We start from the raw sequence: 1,389 nt of genomic DNA on the forward strand, positions 1-1,389 counted from the left end.
AAACACTACTAACATGTGCAGCAAAGAATATCCTAAATTTTGGAAATAGCATTTTTTAAATTAATGAGTTGCAATTTTTTTTTCCTCCTCCCTGTTCCCTGTTCTCTGTTCACTGTTCCCTATTCCCTATTCCCTATTCCCTTTGCTATTTTTTATACAAACATAAAAAATACTCCTAGCATTTCCCTACACAGAAATTCCAGGAGGCATGATCAAGAAAACGTAATTGAAGAGAAAGGGTAAACGCATCTAAATTAGTCTTGACAGTAAACCATTGATGTGGATTACGGAAAAATTATGACTCTATAGCACTTTTCAATAGCTGATAGCTGAATGCTGAGTGTTGAGGCTAATAGAGGGTTTATTAATTAAGATGCGTTTTCCCTGATTTAACAGGATTTATTGACTGTTAATTTAATCTAGAGCACCTAAGCCCTCAGTACCAGCTCCCGCACGGATTAAAGCGGCTTGATCCTCAACTGCGGTAGCAGCACCTAGAGCGGTTGCAGCTGCCTCAAGGAATGCATTTGTTGAGCTACTAGTGGTAGTAGCCGACACTGCCGCAGCTGTACCGCCATCTAGGGTGAGGGTATCGATAGTTGCAGTGTTTGTTCCTGCACCAGTGTATGCTGGTGTAACAACTAATGGACCAGGAAAGTGGAGAGCTTCAGGTAAAATCAGCTCACCGGAAACACTGATAGAACTCCCAGAAGCCCTTGTCTCCACGGCAGATCCGCGAATCGCTGATTCAGCATTAGCTGATGTAGCTAGTAGACCAGTTAAGCCCGCAAAAACGAGACCTGTGTTGATCAGAATTTTTCCTAGATTTAGATGCTTATTATTCATGGTTTTTCGAGCTTTGTCCCTTGATAGTTTATCCTGAACTTAGGTCATCCTTGAACCCGTTTCATAGTTATAAAGTAACTTCATGGGAAGACTATAGTAAATCCGAGAGAACACTGAACTTATCGAAATCTATAACTAGTTTGTAGTCAGTAAACTAGGGATAATACTGAATTACGTGGAAACTTGATCAGTATTTATTGACTAATCTGTTCAGAATTTAATTTGGGATATATAAGTTAATCAAAGGGAACAGGGAACAGGGAACAGGGAACAGGAAATAAACAATTTAAAGGCAGATAAGCTGTAAGCATTCAGCCGTCAGCGGTCAGCAGTCAGCTTTTCATAACTCAGATTAAACTTTTGCTTACGTGTTTGATTCAAAAGTTCCGTAGCTTCCTAATAGCCCATAAGCACATCAAGTAGCACCTCAAGTAGCGCATTAGCTGATGGCTGATGGCTGATAGCTGAATGCTTACGATAAGCTTATCTAGGATGTTGTTGCTTTTTTAAACTAAATAAGTTATTTTTTTATCCGGATAAAAC

2 protein-coding genes are annotated in these 1,389 nt (G+C 39.6%); one reads left to right on the forward strand and one right to left on the reverse strand.

Translation table 11 applies throughout. From position 1 onward, the window contains the following. Positions 1–63 precede the first annotated feature (63 nt). Positions 64–243: a hypothetical protein gene (locus F6K53_RS42695; protein WP_293086644.1), complete on the forward strand. Its 180-nt coding sequence runs from the start codon at positions 64–66 to the stop codon at positions 241–243. Between the two features lie 171 nt (positions 244–414). Here F6K53_RS42695 and F6K53_RS42700 read toward each other — a convergent pair whose 3' ends face one another. Continuing rightward, positions 415–846: a hypothetical protein gene (locus F6K53_RS42700; protein ID WP_293086647.1), complete on the reverse strand. Its 432-nt coding sequence runs from the start codon at positions 844–846 to the stop codon at positions 415–417. Positions 847–1,389 lie beyond the last annotated feature (543 nt).

The organism is Moorena sp. SIO4A1 (assembly GCF_010672065.1).
Classification (GTDB): Bacteria; Cyanobacteriota; Cyanobacteriia; order Cyanobacteriales; family Coleofasciculaceae; genus Moorena.

Excerpts from the sequence above, each read along its gene's own strand:
- F6K53_RS42695 (WP_293086644.1), top strand. The coding sequence starts at position 64 with ATGAGTTGCAATTTTTTTTTCCTCCTCCCTGTTCCCTGTTCTCTGTTC.
- F6K53_RS42700 (WP_293086647.1), bottom strand. The coding sequence starts at position 846 with ATGAATAATAAGCATCTAAATCTAGGAAAAATTCTGATCAACACAGGT.